Below are 15,754 nucleotides of genomic sequence, written 5' to 3'. Positions count from 1 at the left end.
TGATTTCAACCAATATGGCGGGTGTATGCTCAAAGCGAAAGCTGCTCGTTGAGCGCACTCGACCACGCCGAATCCTGGCCGTGGCTCATTCAGGATCAAACCGTGCCGGGCGCTCGCCGCCTGCCGCGGCAGCGGTTTTTACCAGCGTGAACGCGATGGTCAGGACGAACCCAGTTGCATCCATCGGCCTGTCAGATGATTGAGCCCCAGCGTTTCACGGTGCGTCACGTCAGCGTCTACCGTTACTCGGAACCCGTGCGGTTCGGCGAACACCGGATGATGTTCCGCCCGCGCGCCAGTCACGATTTGCGCCTCGTCACGACCCAGTTGGTGATTACACCGACGCCCTCGCGGCTGCACTGGCTGCATGACGTGTTCGACAACTCGGTGGCCGTCGCGAGTTTCGTGGGCAAGGCGAGCGAATTGCGCTTCGATAGCGAAGTGACGCTCGAACATGTCGAAACACCGTTGCCCGACTACGCGCTTGAGCCCTACGCGGTGAACTGGCCGTTCGCGTACACCAACGAGGAAGCATCCGACCTCGTGAATGCGCGCAGCCGCCAGTATCCCGACAGCGACGTGGACGAGTGGGCGCGCCGCTTCGTCCCTGCGCAGGGCGCCGGCAGCGGCAAGAACGGCACAGGCGGGACGATGGCGCTGCTGCGCGCGATGACGCTGGAAATCAAGAACACGTTTTTCTATGTGCGCCGCGCGGAAAAGGGCGTGCACCGTCCTGGCGACACCTTGCGCAGCCGCAGCGGCAGTTGCCGCGATTTTGCCGTGCTGATGATGGACGCGGTGCGTTCGCTTGGCCTCGCGGCGCGCTTTGTGAGCGGTTATCTGTTCGTGCCCGAGCATGACGCCACCCAGGGCGGCGGCGCGACGCACGCATGGTTGCAAATCTATTTGCCGGGCGCCGGCTGGGTCGATTTCGATCCGACCAATAGCATTGTCGGCAATCGCCATCTGATACGGGTCGCGGTGGCGTGGAACTACTACCAGGCGTTGCCGTTGTGGGGCACATGGCATGGCGCGCCGCATTCGTTTCGCGGCTTGCAGGTCGATGTGAGCGTGACCGCGGGGCAGTGACGGCGCGGGCCGGGTGGGTTGACCTTGGTACAAATCGAACGTGTTAGCTGGGGGCGTCAACTCGGGTTGCTTGCCGGGCGCGTCAATTGAACGTTTCAACTGGAAGAGGGTGTCGCGATGAAATTGCGCGTTGGCTACGAGCTGGTCTATGAGTGCGTGCAACCGACGCCGATGATGTTGATGTTGAACACTCACTATTCGCACGCGAAGGAAGTGCTGAGTCCGGATTTGCTGGCGGTCGATCCGCCGGTGCCGATCAGGCAGTATCGCGATGGTTTCGGCAATTTATGCAGTCGGATCGTGGCGCCGCAGGGGCTGATTGCGTTGTCGACGAGTGCCGTGCTCGAGGTGTCGTCCGAGCCGGAGAGGCGGCCGCCGTTTACTGAGCAACACGCGGTTGAGGCGTTGCCTGATGATTCGTTGGTGTTTCTGCTGGGGAGCCGTTATTGCGAAACGGATTTGCTCTCGGAATTTGCGTGGCAGAGGTTTGGGAAGATGCCGCTCGGGCGCGGGCGGGTGGATGCGATTTGTGATTATGTGCATCAGCATATCGTCTTTGGATATGATTTCGCGCGGCCGACCAAGACTGCCTGGCAGGCGTGGCAGGAGAAGCAGGGCGTGTGCCGGGATTTTGCACATCTGGCTGTGACGCTGTGCCGGGCGATGAATATACCGGCGCGGTATTGCACGGGTTATATCAGTGATGTTGGGACGCCGCCGCCGTATGCGACTATGGATTTTGCTGCTTGGTTTGAGGCTTATGTTGGAGGGTGTTGGCAGATCTTCGATCCGCGGAATAATGTGCCCCGGACGGGGCGGGTTTTGATGGCCCGCGGGAGGGATGCTGCTGATGTTGCTATTAGTAATGCGTTTGGGGCTACGCAGTTGATGAAGTTTGATGTGGTTTGTGAGGCGGTGTAGAGGGTTCTTTTTGCCTTGGCGGCGCTTGGTTTTGTTTGCCTGGGTGGTGGTCTTTCCTTGATCTGGTTCTTTGGCCTTTCCTTGAATTGTTATTGGTCTATTAGCGTTGCCCCTGTGCGGGGCGGCACCTACTTTTCTTTGCCTGCCGCAAAGAAAAGCAACCGTATTGGAAGTCAAGCGGGAACCTGTTCCTGGGTGCTGGATTTTCAATGTGGTCGCCAGTTCGTACAGGCGAGCGCAAACCACGCGAGTGATCGCGTTCAGGCACCGCATCCAGGCAAGGCTATACCGCCGGTTAATCCGTCGATGGGCTCCAGGGTGTTGAGTTATGGACCATGGCGTTGAGCGTCACGATGAGCTTGCGGATGCACGCGGTCATGGCCACCTTGAAGGGTTTGCCGGCTTTGCGCAGACGGTCGTAGAAGGCCCTGATCACCGGGTTGAAGCGCAGCGCGGGAATGCAGGCCATATAAAGCGCGCGCCGCACGATGGCACGACCGCCCTGAATGCGCCGCTTGCCGGTGTGCCTGCCGCTGTCGGAATTGAACGGTGCGACACCGGTGAGCGCGGCGATCTCGCGGCGGTTCAGTGAACCGAGTTGCGGCATGAATGCGATCAGCGTGGCCGCCGCACCGGGACCGATGCCGGGCACCGAGCGCAGCAGGTCCTCCTTCTGGCACCACGCGGGCGAAGCGCGCATGAACGAATCGATGTCCTTGTCGGCGACGGTGAGCTGCTGCTTGAGCCATTTGATGTGGTCATTCAGGCTTTCCTTCGCCGCGGCGTGAGCGCGCTCCAGGCGGGCCTTTTCGGCCACGAGCATGTCGATGAGCTGGGCACGGCGCAGCAGGAGTGCCTGCAGCTGCTCGGTCTGCACATCGTTGAGCGGACGCACGACGGGTTTGATGACGGCGGCGAAATGGGCGATGACGAACGCGTCGATGCGATCGGTCTTCGCCCGTTTGCCGGTGGCTTTGGCAAAGTCGCGCACCTGTCGGGGATTGACCGCGACCGCGCGCAGGCCGGCCTGGCAGAGCGCCCTGAGCACGGCGAGTTCGAGCTTGCCGGTGGCCTCCATGACGATCAGGGTGGGGTTCAGCGCGATCAGACGCTGGACCAGCTGGTCGATGGCGGCGGTTTGATTGTCGACACTGAAATGTTCGGTCGTGTCGTGGATGGCAACGTCGAGCGTGCTACCGCTGACGTCGATGCCGATATAAAGGGACGAAGAGGTCTGGTTCATCACGGTACCCATACTTGCAGGAAAATACGAGCTCGGGGCTCAGTCAACTGTTCGGGTTAAGAGGATGAAAAGGACAGTCGCTCAGGCTTTTCTGCGGGCTCGAGGCACTGTAGGCAGACGAGCTGACTGTCCGTGTGGCGACAACTGATCGGGTCGGCGCCACGGAGGGGAATATACAAGTAGGCAAAAGAAAGCGGCTCAAACCGCCAACTCTTAAGCGGGTCCCCCGCACAGTCGCGGTAGTGGTGCATCTGGAATCCGTGCCCTCGCACATTCCGCGTCAGTGACACAGCCGTCATACTTCCGGCGGCGCTGCGCGCGCCGAAAAGGAATTCGAAAACCGATCGTCTGAGATTCGCGCTCACGCTTCATTCCGCACAACGGCTCAGCGTGTATCGCCTCGATCGTCCCAGTCACGCCGGCCATTCAGTCATCCCGTCACCCGATCACCCGATCACCCGATTACCCGGGCAACGCGGTCAACTTAGTCGCTCTTGTGTGTTGCACACGCGTTGCGCTGCGTACCTCGCATCTCCAGACCTCGCGGCGGCCTGACTGCGTCGACCGCGCGCAATGTCAATTGCGGCTTTCGGGCAGGGCGCGCATGGCGTCATTCTCCAAGCGCCAGCGCGCGCCTGCGCCGCGATAGCGCCGAGCCGATCGATACCGCTGCTCCAATGCAGCCCATCGCCGCCGCGAGCGCCACGATCAGTACGCCGGTTTGAGCTCGTGTCGAGAACACGCCAACCAGCAATCCGGCGAGTGGTTGCGTCAGGTTGTTCAACAGAATTACCACGCCCGTCGTCTTGCCGTAGTCTTCGGGGGGAATGATTTTCTGCCGTGCGCTGCGGATGTAGACGTTGAACATCTTGTCGAAGCCGACAATCAGCAGAAAGCCAAACGGATAGCCCCAAGGCGCCGCGCTCGCACCGGCAATGACACCCCCCGCACAGATCGCGACGAAGGCGACCCGGCCGAGTGTCTGCGCCGGCCACGCATGACGCGCGATCGACAAAAGAATCAGTACCGTGGCCACGGCGCCAGCCGTTTGCAGGCCAGCGTAGTAGCGGTTCGATTGCGCGTGAAGACCTGTCACCATCGCGGCCGATGTCGCAAGCGTCACGCCAATCACGAGGTTCTCGGCGGCGGCGAGCAGCACGACTTCTTTCAGGCCCGGTAAAACCAGCACGTGGCGCAGCGCGATGCGCAGAGGCATCGTCCAGTGACCCGGTGCAGGAGGCGGATCGCCAGCGCTGAAACCACTGGTGCGTTGCCACAGCAGTAGCGCCGCATCGGCGAGCAGAAACAGCGCGCCAGTTGCGCCGACCACCCACTCCCAACGCCACACGCCAAGCAGTACGGCAGCCACCATGGGGCCAAGGACGAAGCCCAACTGGTCAGCCAGCTGCGAATAGGCGAGCACGCGCTGGAACTGCTGCGTGCTGAAGATTTGCGGCAACATCACTTCGCGCGCGACCAAACCCTGACTCGTCAGCACTCCGCACAACGCCGACAGCGCGATCAACCAGCCAATGCCGCCAAACAACACGTAAGCCAACACGCCGCCGAAACACACCAGCGCCCGCACAGTCTGACTCACCCGCATCAGCTTGAGCGGCGAAATACGGTCGCACAGCGCGCCGAAGAATGGAAACACCAGATAACGCGGCAGCGTTTCAATAAAGAACGCGAGTCCTGACCACGATACCTGGTGTGTCGTCTGAAACACGACGAGCGGCACCAGGAACAGCAAGACCTGATCGGCGAGACGCGCGACAAACAGCGAGCAGAAAAAAGCCTGATGGTTGACTCGCACCGTTCATGTCCCGCCGTTTATGGGTCGAGACCGATCCTATCAAAGATCGACGGGCTACGGTCCACGTTACGGCCAGCACGCTGCCCTTCGGTCGGGGCCACCCGCCGCGTCGTGCATCGTGGTGGCGATGCGCGAATCGTTGAGGATGCCCGTATAAAAGCGGGTGGCTTCTTCCGCGTTACCATCGAACCACAGGCAGGGCGCGAGCTTTTGCATACGACCTCCTGGTCCCGGTATGGGGGAGGCGGCTTATTGCGAACCGCCGCACTCCATGCCTTGCATACTCTGCATGGCCTGCTGAATCTCCTCCGCACTCAGATCGCGCTTGTGCGTGGCAAGCGACCAGCTGTGGCCGAACGGGTCCTTCAACTGGCCATAACGGTCGCCCCAGAACATGTCGGTAACCGGCAGGGTGACGCTCGCGCCTGCCTCGATAGCCTGCTTGAAACTGGCGTCGACATCTTCGACGTAGTGGTGAATCGTCACCGGCGTGCCTTTTAGTGCGTTCGGGCCGAATGTGTTGTGCTCGGGCCACTCGTCGGTCAGCATCAGCATGGAGTCGCCGATCTTCAGGCAGGCGTGCATCACTTTGCCGCCGGGTCCGGGCAAGCGGAACTGCTCGACGGCGTTGAACGCCTTGGCGTAGAACGTGATGGCTTCGGCTGCGTTAGCGCAAATCAGATACGGGGTCAGCGAGTGCATCCCGTCCGGGATCGGTTTGACAGCGGGGCTGGACATGACGGCGACTCCTTGAAGTAATAGTTCGTGAGTTGAAAGACCGGCTGCGTGAGCCAGACCTTCAACGTTACGACGAGTGCATCGCCTTTGAATCGACACTCCGGAAAAAATATTTTTAAGCACGGGCGTGCGGTGAGGGGCAGACGCGTGGATGGACGCGCGTGCAGGCGTGGACGTCTGCGCGAGAACGGGCGTCCAACTGGCATCGGCACGACATCAGCACGGCCGCCGGCGCGCGACGCCGAGACGCAGAGAGCCGAGATGCCGAGATGCCGAGATGCCGAGATGCCGAGATGCCGAGATGCCGAGAGCCGAGAGCCGAGAGCCGAGACGCCGAGACGCCGAGACACCAAGACGCCAAGACGCCAAGACGCCAAGACGCCAAGACGCAGGGACGCAGGGACGCAGGGACGCAGGGACGCAGAAACGCAGAAACGCAAAAACGCAAAAACGCAGAAACACCGCGCAGGCTCAACCGGCCGGATTGTCGTCGTCCGGCGGCGCGGCGGGTGTGGCCGGGGCCGCCGGCGTTGCCGCTGCACCGGCCGGCGCGCCGAGGATGCTGATCTGAAACGTCGGGGTCGCCGCGAGCGACTGCAAGGTCGCGTCTTCCGGAATGTGTTCGAACAGCGGCAGGATCACCGAACCGCCGATCACCGCGCGCCGGCTATTGTCGGCCGGCCGCAAGCCCCACACGTCCTGATAGACGACCGGCACCGCGACGCCGTTGCGGGTCGTGTTGCCGATGTACAGCATCACATGTCCGCCGATGTAAATCAGCGTGCGCAACGGCTCGCCATGCTGGGCGAGGTAGTCGAGCCGTTGCGCTGGCGTGGACGCGGACAGATCGATCATCCGTCCGGCGCTCATCTGCGTCGACGAATGGCGCGGCAGCCATACACCGAATGCCGCGAAGATGCTTTGCAGTTCCGACGAACAGTCGTTGTAGAGGCCGCTATTACCCCAGCCATACGGCCGCCCGATCAGCGTTTTCATCAGCATCGCCAGATGCCGCGGGGTGGCGGCGAGCGGCATCGGGGCAATCTGTGCCTCGCTCAGTTGGGCGGTGCGGATGATCGCCCGACCGTCCACATCGCGGGCCGGGACGAGAAGCGTGCGGGAGGCCGACGTGCCGGCGGCGTCACTTGCTTCGCTCGCTGTTCTAGCTGCCTGTGCCTGTGCCGTGGGCCGCGTGGCGTCGTTCGTGGCGAGCGGCAGCAGCGTGCCGGCGGGCGCGTCGAAGCGGAACACGCCGCGGCTGTCGCGCACCGGCGCCGACGCCACGGTCACCGCGCCCAGCGACTTCGCGGTGGCGGCGCGCCACCTGTCGATGAAGATGGCGTCGGCCAGTCCGACGCCGTCGCTGCGCACCCAGCCTTGTACGTCGGGCGTCTGGACGTAGCGCCACGCGCCGTCGACGCTGCTGCCCAGCACATACAGCGGCGTACCCGGACGTACCGCGGAGATCTGCAGGTTGTCGAACGGATAGCCTTCGCCAGCCAGGTGATGATCGTAGAACGACGGGTCGGCGGTCGGCAGTTCACGCACCATCAGGTTGCCGGTGGCGATCGCGCGGCGTTCGGGCTTGTACACGGCCTCTTGCGTGAACTGGCCGAGGTCCATGTTTTGCGCGATCGCGTCGATCCACGTCTTGTCGTGCGGCCGGAAATTCTCGCCGTAGCCGAGCGCCGCGCCGCTCTTGCCGGTGTTGTCGAATTTGCCGATGCGGCGTTGCTGCAACGCCGCAATGTCCGTACCTTGCTGGCGATAGACGCGCATCGTCACGTAAGCGGAATTCCACGGCGACGGTGCGCTCGTACCGGTGCCGAAGTAGCGCGCGTAGAGGGCTCTGAAATGCGCCTGCTGATCCGCGGGGCTGAGGAACGGCTGGTCGTAGCCGGGGCTGTCCGGTTCGAGCCAGTGGTCGACGTTCTGGTCGTAATTGGCGATCGGGAACAGCGTGACGGTGTTGACGTTGACGTTGGCGTTGGCGTCGCGTGTCGGCAGCGGATTGCTGCAGGCGGCGAAGGTGAAAGCGACCGCAAGGGCGGCGCATAGCGTGGCGGCGCGGCGGACGTGCGGCAGTCGGGCGGCGCGGCATGCGGCAAAGCATGCGGCAAAGCATGCGGCAAGACCTGCGGCAAGACCTGCGGCAAAACCTGCGGCAAAACCTGCGGCAAAGCATGCTGCAGTGCGTGTGGCAGTACGTGGCGGGACGGCGACAGGCATAGGCTTCGACGGTGATGGTCCAAGGGCACGATGATACGGTGTCGCGCGCCGCGCCGGGCTGTGGATGCGTGCACAAGCCTCTCAACGGATTTCGGGAAACCGAAGCGCGCCGTGGCATGTCTTGGGGCCATTTTGAGGTGTACCTCTGACCCGGAACGAGTGGGCGAGGCTTTCTCGCGCTTGCAGGCGCCTCTCGCGAGCATGAGCGCACCGTTTCACAACGACGCGGCGCCGGCATGAAATCAATGACCCGCGTGATGCTTTATCAGCGTATGAGTGTATTTGCACAACGCTTATGTGGTTTCATTGGGGTTTGGGTCGAATCGTCAATAGCGGCTGCGCCATATCGCACTTCATGCACAAGGGGCCGCTCAGGCCGGGCGTTTCGCCACACTCGGCACATCGCCCCAAACCGTGTTTCACGAGCTCAATCAACCAGGAGAACAACATGCAAACCAGCGCGCGCAATCAATTCGCCGGTGAAGTCGCCGAAGTCAAACACGGTGCCGTGAACGACGAAGTCACGCTGCGCACCCAGGACGGGCTCGAGATCGTCGCAATCATCACGCACGGCAGCGCGACGACGCTCGGCCTTGCCGCCGGTAAGAAAGCGTTCGCCCTGGTCAAGGCGTCGTCAGTGATCGTGATGGTCGACGTGACGGCGAGCCAGGTGTCGGCGCGCAACTGCGTCGCCGGTACGGTATCGGCGGTGACGAAGGGCGCCGTGAATTCGGAAGTGACCATCAGCGCGGGCGGCGCACAGGTCGCCGCGATCATCACCAATGAAAGCGTCGAGCGCCTCGGCCTCGCGAGCGGCAAAGCGGCGACGGCTATTTTCAAGGCATCGAGCGTGATCATCGGTGTGGAATAACGTTTTATGCATGGCGTTGTGCGCAGGGTTAAAGTCTGGATAAAGCCGTCGGGCCGCACGTAGATCGGACGGAAAGAGGGTGGCATGCGCAACCGGCCGTGCCGTGAAGGAAACGGCAGCATGTTTTACACTGCACAGCCTTGCTGTTCCTCTTTCCGCTTTCATCACGGACGTCGTCATGTTCGAAGTCTCCTCCGCGTCGCATCTCCCCAAAGCCGCGCAATACGAAGAGCTGGTCGCCCAGGCGCGGGCGCTGCTTGCCGGCGAAACCGACTGGATCGCCAACGCCGCGAATTTCTCCGCGTTGGTGTTCCATTCCCTGAGCGATCTGAATTGGGCCGGTTTCTATTTCCACGACGGCCGCGAACTGGTGGTCGGGCCGTTTCAGGGCAAGCCCGCCTGCGTGCGCATCGCGCTCGGCAAGGGTGTGTGCGGCACGGCAGCGCAAACCCGTCAGACGCAAGTGGTGCGCGATGTGCATGAATTTCCCGGTCATATTGCCTGCGATTCCGCATCGCAATCGGAAATCGTCGTGCCGCTCGTCGCACCGGACGGCACGCTGATCGGCGTGTGGGATGTCGACAGCCCGGTCGTCGCGCGCTTCGACGAAGAAGACGCGAAGGGCATGGAAGCGCTCTGCGCGGTGTTTATCGAAGCCGCGCTGCCGCGCGCGTCGTAGCCGTTTCAGGACGACCTGATCCAGCGGCGCGGCGGCACCCTGTGCTTTTTCGTACATAGACTCAATGCACTCAGGGGATGGGTCGGCGGACCTCATCCCGCTATCGTTTTCTCCACGCGCTCAAGACGCTCCAAAGAAAGTCCTCTTTGGGGACGATACATAAGCGCGACGAACCCCCACCAGGTTTTGGAGACATGCATAAGTTCCACCACCGCAACTGTCACCGCTACCCCGCTGACATTCCAACGTTCCCCCGCGGCGCGAATGCGGCATGCATGGAGTACGCGAGTATCCCGGCCATAGCGAACGCATATGATGTGTGCGATAGCGGACGTGCTGCTGCCGGCGTCGGGGAATACGCCGAGGAAAACGATTGCGCGTGGAGAAATGCGCGGCCGGCGCGCCGGGCCGGCCGGGAAAGCCGCTATCATACGCACGGTGACCGGGTGGATCGGACCGGATCTGCCAGCTTCGGCGCTTGCGTCGTACGCGCCAGAAAAAACGCTTACTCGCTTTCAATATCAGAAAATCCAAAGGCCGGCGCGATGCAAGAACACCCCTATGCCGAAGCGCGCGCACGCGACGCCACGCTTGCGGCCGCGCCATACGGCATGTTCATCTGCGCGGCCGACGGCACCTTCAACTCGGTCAATGCGGCTTTCGAAAAGCTGACTGGCTTTGCCGCCGAAGAACTGATCGGCCGGCGCTCATTTGAATCCTTGCACGATCCGGCCGAACTCACGAGGCGGCGCACCGAATTACCGCCGCTGTCGGCGATAAGCACGCGCTATGAAGGCGAATGGACCTATGTGCGGCGCAACGGCACCCCGATTCGCGTGGTGTTCGCGCTGGCGCCGATTGTGGCGTCGATTGTGGCGCCGATTGCCGCCGAGCCGGCGCCTCCTGGCGGTGTCGCCGCTCAGCCCGCCCGCTATGTCGGCATCGCGATCGATATGACGCGCTACGCGCAATCCGAAGCGCGCTTATGGTACGTCGCGCATCACGATGGCGTGACCCGTCTGCCCAATCAGACGCTTTTCACTGAACGGCTCGAGCTCACGATCGCGCGCTGTCAGCGTAACGGCAGTGGCTTTACCGTGCTGATCGCCGAGCTCGATCATTTGCGCAAACTGCGCGATGCACTCGGTTTGCATGCGGCCGAGCTGGTATTGCAGATCGTCGGCGAGCGGCTGCGCGGATTGTTCCCCAACGACGGTACGATCGCCTCGATCGGCGGCACGCAATTCGCGCTGCTGATCAATGAAACCGGCGCCGCGGCCGATGCGTTCGCTGCCGAGGCACTGGGCCGCATCGCCGAAGCGATCGACTACGCTGGCACCACGCTGAACATCACGGCGAGTATCGGCATCGTCGCCTATCCTGCCGACGGTGCCGATGCACCGACGCTGATGCGTCGCGCGGGGGTGGCGTTATCGGCGGCTTCGGCGGTGAACGGCAATGCGGTGCGGCGTTTTTCCACCGCGCTAGAAGGTCAGGCAGCACGCCGCTTCGAACTGGAGACGATGCTGCGTGAAGCGCTGGAGCGTCAGCAATTGCATCTCGTGTATCAACCGCAGGTGACGCTCGCCAACGGACGCATCGCGCAAGTGGAAACACTGCTGCGCTGGAACCATCCGCAGCGTGGCTTGATCAGTCCGGCCGAATTCGTGCCGGTCGCGGAAGAGGCGGGCCTGATCGAGCAGATCGGCGAATGGGTGATTCGTACCGCGTGCCGCGATGCCGGCAAACTGCTGCGGCTTACCGGTACCTTGCCGCGGATCGCGGTGAACGTGTCCCCCCAGCAATTCCAACGGCACAATCTGTTCGAGACGATCCGCGAGGCGCTCGAAGAGGCGGCGCTCGACCCTTCCTACCTCGAGCTGGAAATCACCGAGGGTGCGTTGCTCGGCGACACAGAGCTGGCCTTGCAGACGTTACATGCGTTGCGCGAATTGGGCGTTGAAGTAGCGGTGGATGACTTCGGCACCGGCTATTCGAGTCTCGCCTATCTCACGCGTTTTCCGCTGAATCGCCTGAAAATCGACCGCTCGTTTGTGATGCGCATGAGTACCGATCCGCAATGCGCGGCGCTCGTCGGCGCCATTATCGCAATGGCACACGCTTTGAAACTGCGCGTGACGGCCGAAGGCGTGGAGACCGCCGAACAGGCTGCGCAACTGGAAGCACTTGGCTGCGACGAGGCGCAAGGATTCTGGTTCTCGCGGCCCGTCACTATCGCGGCGTTGCGCAATTTGCTGAAACCGTTAGGCACTGCTTGACCGTCCGGCTAATGCCGCAACCGCAGAAGCCTCCGGTAACTTAGCCTATCAATCCTTCTGTCGGTGCAGTGCATCGCTGCAGCAGCAGCGGTACGCAACATATCGAGGTTGAAAGTCGGACTCGCGTTGCGCAAAACGTGTGTAGCCCGGCTAAGCGGAAAAAAGAAAAGGGGCCAATCGGCCCCTTTCCTTTAGTCGCTATACCGCGCGTTACGACGCGAGACTTACTATGCAGCGTTGTCCGCGGTGGTAATCGCCGTGCCCGTCAGGGCACCGGATACACGCTTCATGCTGTCCTGCATCGCGTTGCCCGACTGAATCATCGAAGCCATCACGGATTGCATTGCGCCAAATGCGCTGTCGGAACTGAACGGCGTGGTCTGCCCGAAACCCGAACCGAACTGCGCCGCGCTGGCGCCGAACTCTTCGCGTAGGGCTTCGCCAGCCTTGTTCAACGCCGCGGTGAATTGGGCGTCGATTTCCTTGACGTGCTGTGCGTACGACAGGGTGCGTTGAATCAGTTGCTGCTGTAGCTCGGTCGCGCCCGCAAACGGCGCGATGTTGACCTGGCCGGCCGACAGCGCGTTCTTGCTTTCGGTGACGGTTGCCTTCAGCGCCGCGAGATTGAGCTCGCCGAGTTTTTGCAGGCAGGCCAGGCCGTCGAGCTGCAAGTCGGTGAAGATGTTGAAAGTGCGTTGGCCAAAGGCGGCGCTATGTTCGATCGCGGGGCTTTGCATAAGTGTGATCTCCGAAGTGACCCAGCGCAGGCGTCCAAAGGATTTCGGAGGCCAGGTCTCAAGCGAGACGGCAGGTCGACGCGGCGCAGTGTTTTTTGCTGCGCTGCAACATGACTCACTCTATACCTTTGCGGCTGGATGTACAGCACTTTCGTCGCGATCATTCATCAGTTGAAAGTAATTAATGCGTGGCTGACGTTCGTGGATGGGCGAGGAAGAAGCGCAGCATTTCGGCCGTCGCGTCGGGGCCAGATGGGTCCGTGTAGGAGCCACGCTGACTGCCGCCGGCCCATGCGTGACCCGCGCCATGAATCGACCAATGCTCCGCTTCCACGCCGTTCGCCGCGACGCGCCGTTGCACCGTGCAGCCGCGCTGGCCGCTCGTTGTGCCTGCCGTATGCGACGGCGTGCCGATTGCCGTGACGCCGGCGTCGAAGCCTGCTACGAGCGCTGTGGCGTTCGAGGGATGCACGGTCGTGTCCGCGTCGCCATGAAACACGATGAGCGGGCGTTGCGGTTCGACGGGTGAGCGGTTGCGATGTGCCTTGCCGCCCTTCATCGCGGCGAGCGCCGAGGGCAGATCCTTCGCGCATCCGTATGCGAGGCCGGAGTGCACGCAGGCTGCCGCATACAGGTCGGGCGAAGTCTTCAGCATGACGTCCGCCATGGCGCCGCCCGCCGATAGACCCGCCACGTACACCCGTGCCGGATCGACGCGATAGCGCGCCATCACCTCCCGCGTGATGCCGGCGATCAACGACGGCTCGCCCTGATCGCGCTGCTGGTCGGCAGGCTTGAACCAGTTCCAGCACTTCGAATGATTAGCCGCTTGCGACTGATTCGGATACACGACGATGAAGCCATGGCGCTCGGCCATTTCGTTCATGCGCGTGCCGGCCGCGAAGTCGTCGGCGTTTTGCGTGCAGCCGTGCAGCATCACGATCAGCGGCAACGGTTCGCTGTTGTAGACGGCGGGTACGTAGAGCTTGTATTGGCGTTGGCCCGCGCTATTGCTGAAGGTATGGGTGCTGAAGGTGCCGGGCGTGTCGGCGTCGAAAGTGCGCTCGGCGGGCGCGTGTGGCGTGGTGTGGGCTCGGGATTGCGCCTGATTTTGGGTTTGAGTTTGCGCTTGCGTCCACGCTCGTGCCCATTCGTTGACACCCTGCGGCGTGTGCGATGGGTGTGCGTTGCCGGCTTCGGCCGAGGCGCCCGCGAGCGCGCGCTGAACCGCAGCGGTCGCTTCCTTCGCCCCTTTCGTTTGCAGCAGGTCGAAGGCGTCTTTCATCGACTTCAGGAAATCTTCATTCATTTTCATGATCGTAAGCGGTTATAGATTGACTTGCAGAAGGCGCGGCTGGGCAGGCGATGAGCTTCACTAGTTCAACGTGGTCAGCCACGTCTTCAACCATAAGATCAGCCACGCGAGGTGGGCCTACCTGATGCGGCCGGCGAGCGCCGCCTTGACCGCGGGCGACGCGTGAAATGCACCGAGCACCACCACCGATGCAATCGTGGCCGCCGCGAGTTCCGGCGGCACATCCGCTGCGATGCTGGCGAGGCCGAGCACATGGATGTCCAGTCGTTCGTTCGCGGTTTGAGCGGCTTCGAGGTCCTGCCTCGAGAAGTGCTGCAAGCCGAGCACCATCGCGCGCCGGGTCACCGTTTCCGTGACGACCTGCGCATGTACGGCGAGCTGGTTGCGGATCGCCGTACGAATCAGGTCGGTGCGGTTCGAGTAAAAACCTTCTTCGACGAGTAAATCGATCTGGCCCAAGTCGATTGGACCAAGGTTGATGGTGATTTTTTCGGTCTCACCGCCTTTGGGGCGGGAGGTGCTGATGAGTTTGAGGTTGGCCATTTCTGTCCTGTTCAGTATCCGTCGAACATCCATATACCATCCAATTAACATCCAATGGGATGGTTATACGCTTCGGGTCAGGAAGACGTCAACGGGGAAATTGAGGGCCGGTAGAGGTTTTTGCGGCGGTTGTTGTGCTGACGGTAACGTCTGCGGCTTTTCTCCGTGCCGGTTGCGCGTAGGGGCAAAGAGCGCGCGGCGAAACTGCGTCCCAGCCGGATGGTCCGCGCGGGATGCCTTTACAATCCTGCGCTCAGATCCGCAAAACGGGAACCAAGCCATGAAGCACATCATTGCATCGTCACTTGTCGTCGCCATTGCCGTTGCGAGCGCTCAGGCGAGAGCTCAAACATCAAGCAGCAATGCGGCGCCCAAACAATCGTGCGCGATCGCGTACGTCACGGGTATTGGCGGATCGGCTCAAAGCGTTCGCGAATACATGACGATGGCGAACTCCAACAGGTATCGCTACCTGGCCGACAACCCGATCCAATGCAAGGTCTCCGACGAAGGGCGCACGTCGGACTGCGTCGGTCTCACCGACTTCCGGAACGAGCGGGTCAGCGTGTACGACGACACCGATGCCACAACGGTCGCCGTGGTGGCACGCGTGGAACTCGACCACGGGACGTACCCGGCGATCGTCGTGGTGCGTAGAGAGGATGTGAAGTGTGAGGAGTGAGGGGCGTGGAGTGCGCGCGGTGAGGATCGGTTGGGATGGAGTAGCGGGTAAGTCCCGCTATTTGCCACCGTGTTTTGCGGTGCTTGCTATCACTTCATGCGGACTCGATCTTTAGCGAATCAAACTCGACTGCGATCTCCGCGCCAAGACTGGCGTGCATGAACGCGACTTTCGCGCCCTTCTGCGTCGAAAGGCGCTCGCCTTTGTTCAAGGCGGCAATCGCGTACTCGTAGTTCTTATCGGTTGCTTCGACGATCCGGACGCTGTAGGCGATGTTCAATAGCCCAAGGTGTTCAACGCTGAAGCATGTCACGCCTTCGAACGTTATGGATGCGCGCTTGTCCCCGAGATACAGGCCAAGCGTCAGCTTCCGGGGCTCTTGATTTGGTCCGATAGCGATGCGGTAGAGATACCAGTCGTGGAAGTAGTTCCATTCCGCGAGCGTTGCTTCTGTCCTTTTGATCACCAAGGCAGTACTGAAACGGGGCGCGCCTTCGTCGCGGTTGTCGCCGTCCCAATTATGCGCGTGTGGGTTAGCGTTTCCGTGATGGGCTTCGAAGTCGATATCCGTCCCAGTGGGCCGGGCTTGCAGCGTTCGCATCCAAACAGGTC

15 protein-coding genes are annotated in these 15,754 nt (G+C 62.0%); 6 read left to right on the top strand and 9 right to left on the bottom strand.

Features of this window, described 5'->3' with window-relative positions:
- Positions 1–195 precede the first annotated feature (195 nt).
- Both P0D84_RS14665 and P0D84_RS14660 read left to right on the top strand, forming a co-directional pair.
- Positions 196–1,089 carry a transglutaminase family protein gene (locus P0D84_RS14665; RefSeq protein WP_408337452.1) on the top strand — a complete coding sequence of 298 codons (894 nt, stop codon included), beginning with the start codon at positions 196–198 and terminating at the stop codon, positions 1,087–1,089.
- A gap of 117 nt (positions 1,090–1,206) precedes the next feature.
- Positions 1,207–2,010: a transglutaminase-like domain-containing protein gene (locus tag P0D84_RS14660; RefSeq protein ID WP_408337450.1), complete on the top strand. Its 804-nt coding sequence runs from the start codon at positions 1,207–1,209 to the stop codon at positions 2,008–2,010.
- A 295-nt stretch (positions 2,011–2,305) separates the two neighbouring features.
- Here the strand turns inward: P0D84_RS14660 and P0D84_RS14655 are convergent, their stop codons facing one another.
- The 5 genes from P0D84_RS14655 to P0D84_RS14635 form a co-directional block, all read right to left on the bottom strand.
- Positions 2,306–3,253: an IS110 family RNA-guided transposase gene (locus tag P0D84_RS14655; RefSeq protein ID WP_408333819.1), complete on the bottom strand. Its 948-nt coding sequence runs from the start codon at positions 3,251–3,253 to the stop codon at positions 2,306–2,308.
- Between the two features lie 610 nt (positions 3,254–3,863).
- Positions 3,864–5,069, bottom strand: coding sequence for an MFS transporter (locus P0D84_RS14650; RefSeq protein WP_408337448.1), 1,206 nt, complete (start codon positions 5,067–5,069; stop codon positions 3,864–3,866).
- Positions 5,070–5,135: 66 nt separating this feature from the next.
- The gene (locus P0D84_RS14645; protein ID WP_408337446.1) at positions 5,136–5,285 is read right to left on the bottom strand and encodes a VOC family protein; all 150 of its coding nucleotides are present in this window, start codon (positions 5,283–5,285) and stop codon (positions 5,136–5,138) included.
- Between the two features lie 33 nt (positions 5,286–5,318).
- A complete protein-coding gene (locus tag P0D84_RS14640) occupies positions 5,319–5,807 on the bottom strand; it encodes a VOC family protein (RefSeq protein WP_408337444.1) in 489 nt (162 codons plus the stop codon).
- Positions 5,808–6,278: 471 nt separating this feature from the next.
- Positions 6,279–8,036 (bottom strand): SH3 domain-containing protein, encoded by a 1,758-nt coding sequence (locus P0D84_RS14635; RefSeq protein WP_408337442.1) that lies wholly within the window; start codon positions 8,034–8,036, stop codon positions 6,279–6,281.
- A 448-nt stretch (positions 8,037–8,484) separates the two neighbouring features.
- Here P0D84_RS14635 and P0D84_RS14630 point away from each other — a divergent pair, with 448 nt between their 5' ends.
- The 3 genes from P0D84_RS14630 to P0D84_RS14620 all read left to right on the top strand — a co-directional run bounded on the left by P0D84_RS14630 (position 8,485) and on the right by P0D84_RS14620 (position 11,865).
- Complete coding sequence (locus P0D84_RS14630; RefSeq protein ID WP_408337440.1) at positions 8,485–8,907, top strand: TOBE domain-containing protein; 423 nt, start codon at positions 8,485–8,487, stop codon at positions 8,905–8,907.
- Positions 8,908–9,085: 178 nt separating this feature from the next.
- Positions 9,086–9,586, top strand: coding sequence for a free L-methionine (R)-S-oxide reductase MsrC (msrC, locus tag P0D84_RS14625; RefSeq protein WP_408337438.1), 501 nt, complete (start codon positions 9,086–9,088; stop codon positions 9,584–9,586).
- Between the two features lie 545 nt (positions 9,587–10,131).
- A complete protein-coding gene (locus P0D84_RS14620) occupies positions 10,132–11,865 on the top strand; it encodes a putative bifunctional diguanylate cyclase/phosphodiesterase (protein ID WP_408337436.1) in 1,734 nt (577 codons plus the stop codon).
- Between the two features lie 227 nt (positions 11,866–12,092).
- On the opposite strand, the gene P0D84_RS14615 is transcribed toward P0D84_RS14620, so the two are convergent.
- The 3 genes from P0D84_RS14615 to P0D84_RS14605 all read right to left on the bottom strand — a co-directional run bounded on the left by P0D84_RS14615 (position 12,093) and on the right by P0D84_RS14605 (position 14,460).
- Complete coding sequence (locus tag P0D84_RS14615; RefSeq protein WP_408337434.1) at positions 12,093–12,602, bottom strand: phasin family protein; 510 nt, start codon at positions 12,600–12,602, stop codon at positions 12,093–12,095.
- A gap of 181 nt (positions 12,603–12,783) precedes the next feature.
- Positions 12,784–13,917 (bottom strand): extracellular catalytic domain type 1 short-chain-length polyhydroxyalkanoate depolymerase, encoded by a 1,134-nt coding sequence (locus P0D84_RS14610; protein ID WP_408337432.1) that lies wholly within the window; start codon positions 13,915–13,917, stop codon positions 12,784–12,786.
- Between the two features lie 117 nt (positions 13,918–14,034).
- Complete coding sequence (locus tag P0D84_RS14605; RefSeq protein WP_408337430.1) at positions 14,035–14,460, bottom strand: ribbon-helix-helix domain-containing protein; 426 nt, start codon at positions 14,458–14,460, stop codon at positions 14,035–14,037.
- A gap of 280 nt (positions 14,461–14,740) precedes the next feature.
- Between P0D84_RS14605 and P0D84_RS14600 the strand changes: the two genes are divergently transcribed.
- On the top strand, positions 14,741–15,142 hold the full coding sequence (locus tag P0D84_RS14600; protein WP_408337428.1) for a hypothetical protein: 402 nt from the start codon (positions 14,741–14,743) through the stop codon (positions 15,140–15,142).
- 94 nt (positions 15,143–15,236) lie between these two features.
- Here P0D84_RS14600 and P0D84_RS14595 read toward each other — a convergent pair whose 3' ends face one another.
- Positions 15,237–15,743 carry a hypothetical protein gene (locus P0D84_RS14595; protein WP_408337426.1) on the bottom strand — a complete coding sequence of 169 codons (507 nt, stop codon included), beginning with the start codon at positions 15,741–15,743 and terminating at the stop codon, positions 15,237–15,239.
- Positions 15,744–15,754: the final 11 nt, after the last annotated feature.

It is taken from the genome of Paraburkholderia sp. RL17-337-BIB-A (assembly GCF_046025895.1).
Classification (GTDB): domain Bacteria; phylum Pseudomonadota; class Gammaproteobacteria; order Burkholderiales; family Burkholderiaceae; genus Paraburkholderia; species Paraburkholderia fungorum_C.
This window is presented reverse-complemented; position numbering and strand designations above follow the sequence as displayed.

Coding starts and splice junctions, on each gene's coding strand:
- P0D84_RS14620 (WP_408337436.1), top strand. CDS start 10,132: ATGCAAGAACACCCCTATGCCGAAGCGCGCGCACGCGACGCCACGCTT.
- msrC (WP_408337438.1), top strand. CDS start 9,086: ATGTTCGAAGTCTCCTCCGCGTCGCATCTCCCCAAAGCCGCGCAATAC.
- P0D84_RS14610 (WP_408337432.1), bottom strand. CDS start 13,917: ATGAAAATGAATGAAGATTTCCTGAAGTCGATGAAAGACGCCTTCGAC.
- P0D84_RS14645 (WP_408337446.1), bottom strand. CDS start 5,285: ATGCAAAAGCTCGCGCCCTGCCTGTGGTTCGATGGTAACGCGGAAGAA.
- P0D84_RS14640 (WP_408337444.1), bottom strand. CDS start 5,807: ATGTCCAGCCCCGCTGTCAAACCGATCCCGGACGGGATGCACTCGCTG.
- P0D84_RS14595 (WP_408337426.1), bottom strand. CDS start 15,743: ATGCGAACGCTGCAAGCCCGGCCCACTGGGACGGATATCGACTTCGAA.
- P0D84_RS14655 (WP_408333819.1), bottom strand. CDS start 3,253: ATGAACCAGACCTCTTCGTCCCTTTATATCGGCATCGACGTCAGCGGT.
- P0D84_RS14665 (WP_408337452.1), top strand. CDS start 196: ATGATTGAGCCCCAGCGTTTCACGGTGCGTCACGTCAGCGTCTACCGT.
- P0D84_RS14630 (WP_408337440.1), top strand. CDS start 8,485: ATGCAAACCAGCGCGCGCAATCAATTCGCCGGTGAAGTCGCCGAAGTC.
- P0D84_RS14615 (WP_408337434.1), bottom strand. CDS start 12,602: ATGCAAAGCCCCGCGATCGAACATAGCGCCGCCTTTGGCCAACGCACT.
- P0D84_RS14635 (WP_408337442.1), bottom strand. CDS start 8,036: ATGCCTGTCGCCGTCCCGCCACGTACTGCCACACGCACTGCAGCATGC.
- P0D84_RS14605 (WP_408337430.1), bottom strand. CDS start 14,460: ATGGCCAACCTCAAACTCATCAGCACCTCCCGCCCCAAAGGCGGTGAG.
- P0D84_RS14600 (WP_408337428.1), top strand. CDS start 14,741: ATGAAGCACATCATTGCATCGTCACTTGTCGTCGCCATTGCCGTTGCG.
- P0D84_RS14660 (WP_408337450.1), top strand. CDS start 1,207: ATGAAATTGCGCGTTGGCTACGAGCTGGTCTATGAGTGCGTGCAACCG.